At 63.3% G+C, this 5,428-nt stretch carries 7 protein-coding genes; all 7 read right to left on the bottom strand.

Annotated features, from left to right (window positions below):
• A partial coding sequence (locus EN884_RS24170; RefSeq protein ID WP_164895128.1) for an FAD-dependent oxidoreductase occupies window positions 1–354 on the bottom strand: 354 nt, incomplete at its 3' end.
• A gap of 77 nt (window positions 355–431) precedes the next feature.
• A complete protein-coding gene (locus EN884_RS24165; RefSeq protein ID WP_063167529.1) occupies window positions 432–1,226 on the bottom strand; it encodes a DeoR/GlpR family DNA-binding transcription regulator in 795 nt (264 codons plus the stop codon).
• A 75-nt stretch (window positions 1,227–1,301) separates the two neighbouring features.
• Window positions 1,302–1,958, bottom strand: coding sequence for a GntR family transcriptional regulator (locus EN884_RS24160; RefSeq protein ID WP_063167528.1), 657 nt, complete (start codon window positions 1,956–1,958; stop codon window positions 1,302–1,304).
• A 189-nt stretch (window positions 1,959–2,147) separates the two neighbouring features.
• A complete protein-coding gene (locus tag EN884_RS24155; RefSeq protein WP_013533046.1) occupies window positions 2,148–3,026 on the bottom strand; it encodes an SMP-30/gluconolactonase/LRE family protein in 879 nt (292 codons plus the stop codon).
• A gap of 46 nt (window positions 3,027–3,072) precedes the next feature.
• A complete protein-coding gene (locus EN884_RS24150) occupies window positions 3,073–4,035 on the bottom strand; it encodes a 3-keto-5-aminohexanoate cleavage protein (protein WP_063167527.1) in 963 nt (320 codons plus the stop codon).
• Window positions 4,032–4,979 carry a 3-hydroxyacyl-CoA dehydrogenase gene (locus EN884_RS24145; protein WP_063167526.1) on the bottom strand — a complete coding sequence of 316 codons (948 nt, stop codon included), beginning with the start codon at window positions 4,977–4,979 and terminating at the stop codon, window positions 4,032–4,034. Before EN884_RS24145 ends, EN884_RS24150 begins: the two co-directional genes overlap by 4 nt.
• 10 nt (window positions 4,980–4,989) lie before the next feature.
• A partial coding sequence (locus tag EN884_RS24140; protein WP_128360773.1) for an SDR family oxidoreductase occupies window positions 4,990–5,428 on the bottom strand: 439 nt, incomplete at its 5' end.

Genomic DNA, 5,428 nt, shown 5'->3' with positions numbered 1-5,428 from the left:
GACGCCTTGGGCGCGAGCCGATGCGGCCGTGCGCTTCAGCACCGTCATGCGGTCGGCGGTCCGCGCCACCGACAGCGAGCCACAATTCTTCCAACCGGTGGCGAGCCCGGTCTCGGCCTCCAGCTCGCCATAGAGCTGCGTGGAGTATTTGATCAGGCTGGTCATGTTGGAATGACTGCGCAACTGGCCGACAAGCCCTGCGGCGTGCCAGGTGGTGCCACCGCTGAGTTGCCCCTGTTCGAGCAGCACGACATCGGTCCAACCGAGCTTCGTCAGATGATAGGCGACCGAGCAGCCAATGATACCGCCGCCGACGATGACGACGCGCGCTTGCGTAGGGAATTCGTTTGCCATGGGACATCCTGCCGTTTTGACACCGGTTGGATCATAGCAGCCGAATTCCAAATATCAACACAAAATACCACAAAATATCACATCAAAGAGGCAATCATCAGCTCAGGCCCTTTGCGCGCAAGCGCTTCAGCGATGTCAGCCTGCGGTTTCGCGTCGACGATCACGCCGGCGGCGCGTTGAAAATTCGGAATCCTGAGCGGCGTCAGCTTTGCGAACTTGCTGCTGTCGAGAACGAAGTAGGTTTTGGCGGCAAGCGCGATCATGCGGCTGCGCTGTTCGGCGCCGGCGCGGGTGAAATCGGTCACCTCGCCGTCGGGCGACAGCGCGCCACCACCGAGGAACGCGATGTCGACGCGAAAGCGCGACATGGCTTCGAGCATGTCGATTCCCGAGGCCGCTTCCTCGCCCGGATCGACTTCGCCACCCAGCACATGCACGCGCATGCCTGAGACGTGGCACAGCAGAAGCGCGATCTTCAGGCTCGCCGTGCAGATGGTGAGATCGCGCAGGTCGGCCATGGCTTGTGCGATGGCCAATGTGGTGGTGCCGGAATCGAGGAACACCACCATGCCGTCCTTTACAAGACCGGCGGCCAGCCTGCCGATCGCGGCCTTGCCTCCGGCATTTTCGTGGCTGCGCAAGCTCATTGCCGGTTCGCTCGGCTCGAAGCGGGCGGCGCCGCCATGGACGATGCCGAGCCGTCCCTTATCCGACAGCAGCTTCAAATCACGGCGGATGGTTTCGCGCGAGACATCGAAGAACCCGGCCAGTTCGGCGACACTGACAGACCCCTGGGCGCCCAGCCGCCGCAGGATCTCTTCGTGGCGACGTGGAGCAAGGGCGCGCGCCGGCAGGCTGCTGTCGGGGGACATGATGATCCTCGGATCGAGTAGCGATGTTGCAATATGTGGCAGTGATCGTGCGCAGAGGCAACTCAAGCCATGTCGTCAGGATTTTCGCGACAGGCCATCTTCCCTGATCGCGCTGACCAGCGTCTCGCTTCCCTCGCGAAGATGCTGCCTCAGAATGCCTATGGCCCTGTCGCCGTCGCGCCGCCGGCAGGCGGCCAGCAGATCGCGGTGCTCCGTCTGCGAGCGGCTGCGATAGTCCAGGTTCGACAGCAGGATGCGGACGTAGCGATCGGCGGCATTGTGGTGCGCCTCGATTAAGGCCAGCAATCGATTGTTGCCGCAGGCATCGTAGAGAGCCAGATGAAAGGCACGGTTCAGCGCGCCCCATCGGCCGACATTGCGCTCCGCGTCGATCTGATCGAGAACCTGTTCCGCCTCGTCGAGCCTGTCACCGGCGAGATTGGGAAGCGAAAGCCGCAACGCCTCGCATTCGAGCAATTCGCGCAGTGCATAGATTTCACTGATCTCGGCGCTGTCCATCCGGGCGACCTGCGCGCCTTTTGTCGGATGGATGGAAACAATGCCTTCGGCTTCCAATTGGCGAAGGGCGTCACGAATTGGCATGCGGCTGAAGCCAAACTGCTCGGCCAATTCGTCCTGGCGCAGCGAAGTGCCCGCCTTGATGGTGCCACTGGCAATCGCTTCGCGCAGGACATTGGCGACCTGTTCGGCCACGGTTCGCGGCCCCTGCATCACGCTTTCCGCAAATCCTGGCAATCGATGCTCCCGTTTGACGCGGGGCGCTCAGCCTAACGGAAACCCCTCTGCATGGATATATGTATGCCTGTATATGCACACGTTCGGCATCAATTGCCAGACTTGCCCGAATTCCTGCGCCAAGGCCTGATCTGCGTATTTTACCGGCGCTTCGCTTGCCTGGCGTCAGCCGCCGAAGCGCGGTTCCGCAACGCCCCTAACGCCAAGGCCTGATATGGCGAACAGGCTGCCGCGCAAAACGCCGTCGCCGGGAAAACGCGGCAGCGGCGGCTTGGCCATCGAGGTGACGTAGAGGGTGTCGAGCTTCGGTCCGCCGAACATGACGCTGGTGATCTTCTTGACCGGCATGTCGATGATGCGATCGATGCTGCCATCGGGCGCGTAGCGCACCAGCCTTCCGTCATAGACCAGCGCATTCCAGAGATAGCCCTCGGCATCGACGGTCGAGCCGTCCGCCGCACCGCCTCGGCTGGTGTCGACGCGCACGAAGGTACGCCTGTTGGTGGCGGCACCGGTGGCGATATCGTAGTCGTAGGCCCATATCTCGCCGGTCCAGGTATCGGCGAAATAGAAGGTGCGGTCGTCGGGGCTCCAGCATGGACCGTTGGAGCAGATGATGCCGGAATCGATCCGGGTGACGGAAAAATCCGGATCGAGCCTGTAGAGACCGCCGGACGGCCCCTCTTCCATCGTATCCATGGAGCCGGCGAAGAAACGGCCGCGCCGGTCGACCTTGCCGTCGTTGAGCCGGTTCATCGGCTTGTCCGGCTCGGGATCGTGGATCAGCGTCACCTCGCCGGTGGCGAAATCGAGCAGATGGAAGCCGCGCTGCAGCGAGACGACAGCGCCGCCGCCGTCCTTGCGCAGCGCCATTGAGCCGATCTTCATCGGCACGTCCCATGACCGGATCTCGCGCCCGTCGGCGGTCGCCCGAAACACGCGCCCGTCGAAGCTGTCGATCCAGTAGAGTCGTTCCTGTTCGACGTCCCACAGCGGTCCTTCGCCCAGTGTGGTCTTCACGTCCACCACGACTTCGATCTTCATGCCGTCCTCCTCCGTTTTGCGTCTCGCGGCGATTGCTCGGGCCGCCTCAGAAAGCGACCTTGTCCCCGCCTTTCAATGACAGGATTTCGCGTGCCTCGTCGGGCGTCGCCACCTCCATGCCGAGTCCTTCGATGATCTTGCGGGCCAGCAAGACCTGCTCGGCGTTCGATTTGGCAAGCTTGCCCTTGCCCGCCCACAGACTGTCCTCCAGCCCGACGCGGATGTTGCCGCCAAGGGCCGCCGATTGCGCGGCGATGCGCAGTTGGCTGGCGCCGGCGCCCAGCACCGACCACCGGAACTGGTCGCCAAACAGCCGGTCGGCAGTGCGCTTCATATGGGCGACGTCTTCTGGATGCGTGCCGATGCCGCCGAGCAGCCCGAACACCGACTGCACGAAGAAAGGCGGCTTCACCAGCCCACGGTCGGCGAAGTGGGAAAGGTTGTACAGATGGGCGATGTCGTAGCACTCGAACTCGAAGCGCGTGCCGTTGTCGTAGCAGGTCGCCAGAATGTACTCGATGTCCTTGAATGAGTTGCGGAAGACGAGGTCGCGCGTCGCTTCCAGATGCGGCTTTTCCCAATCGAACTTGAAGGTCTCGTATTTGTCGGCCAGGTGATAGAGCCCGAAATTGATCGAGCCCATGTTGAGCGAGGCGACTTCCGGCTTGAACTGGGCGGCCGGGCGCACGCGCTCCTCGACCTTCATGTAGGGGCTGCCACCGGTGGTGATGTTGATGGCGGCGTTGGTGCCTTGCTTGACGCGCGGCAGGAAGCGGGCGAAGGCCTCCGGCGTTTGGTCGGGCTTGCCGGTTTCCGGATCGCGGGCATGCAGATGCAGGATCGCGGCACCGGCTTCCGCCGCCGCGATCGCCTCCGAAGCGATCTGGTCGGGCGTGATCGGCAGATAGGGCGACATGGTCGGCGTGTGGATGGCGCCCGTCACCGCGCAGGTGATGATGACCTTGCCCCTGGTCTGTGCAGGTCCCGGCTTGCGACTGGTTTGCGTCATTCTCCAAACTCCTGATCCGATTTTCTCTTGTGGGCGGCGAGCGCCATGAGCCGGCGGTCACGCCACACCTGCCGGTCGCCTAGGCTTTGCTGTGGCAGTCGCTTGCGGCGATCAGCCTCGACTGTATCGATGACCTTGCCGGCCCAGTCGACGCGCCGCTGCGTCTGGGGAAAGATGTTGGAATAGATGCCCTGATAGCGCTCGACATAGTCGCGCACGCCGCCGGGTGCATTGAGATCGATGGTCTCGAACGGCCCCATGAACGACCAGCGCAGCGCCAGCCCGTCGCGGATGCCGACGTCGACATCCTCGACACTGGCGTAGCCATCGGCGACAAGCCGGAAAGCTTCCTCAAGCAATGCGCCTTGCAGGCGATTCATGATGAAGCCGTCAAGCTCGTGCTGCATGACCAGTGGCGCGTGGCCGGCGTCGACGAGGAAGGCGCGGGTTCTCTCGACCGTCTCGGCCGAGGTCCACGGCGCCGGCACGATTTCGGCCGCCGGAATGAGATAGGGCGGGTTGATCGGATGCACGACCAGGCAGCGCTGCCGCCCTTGCAGATGGTCGGTGAATTTCGACGGCAACAGCGCCGAGGTGGAACTGGCGATGACTGTTCGCGGATCGGCAAGCGTGTCGATCAAGGAGAACACCTTGCGCTTCACCTCGAGATTCTCGGGCGTGTTCTCCTGGATATGCACGGCACCTGCCAACGCCTCTTCAAGCTCGGCGACAACGGAGATACGGTCAAGAACCTCACCGGCTTGCTGTCCCCGCAGAAGATCGTTCTGGGCGAGATCGCCGAGCACGCCGGCAATGTAGTCGCGGGCTCCACCTGGGGCAGTGGGCGACTGGTCCCACATCCGCACGTCATGGCCGGCGCGGGCGAAGCTGATCGCCCAGGCCCGCCCGATGAACCCGCTTCCGACGATCGCGACATTGGCCATGGTTTGTTCCTCAAAGTGTTTCGACGTTGCCGTCGACGCCGAGCGACTGGCCGGAAATGTTGATCCCCGCATCGGAGAGCAGGAAGGCGACCATCGACGCGACATCATAGGGGCTGGTCATGCGACGCAGCGAGATGTTCTGCAGATAGCGCCCGGTCATCTCCTCGTGGCTGATACCGACCTGCTTGGCGCGCGCCGAGATAACACCTTCGATGCGGGGGCCCTCGATGATGCCGGGCAGGATGGCGTTGACCCTGATGGCGTGCGGCCCGAGCTCTTTGGCCAAGCTTTGCGTGAAACCGATGACACCGAACTTGGCCGCCGAATAGGGTGTGCGGAAGGCGTAGCCATGGCGGCCGGCGGCCGACGACATCGAGACGATCGAACCGCCGCCCGCCGCCTTGATCAGCGGCACCGCGCGCCGGGCGCACAGGAACTGGCCGGTCAGG

Origin of the sequence: Mesorhizobium sp. M7A.F.Ca.AU.001.01.1.1 (assembly GCF_004022735.1) — a bacterium.
In the GTDB taxonomy this organism is placed as follows: Bacteria; Pseudomonadota; Alphaproteobacteria; order Rhizobiales; family Rhizobiaceae; genus Mesorhizobium; species Mesorhizobium ciceri.
The sequence above is the reverse complement of the archived record's forward strand: the minus strand, read 5'-3'. Positions and strand labels throughout refer to the sequence as shown.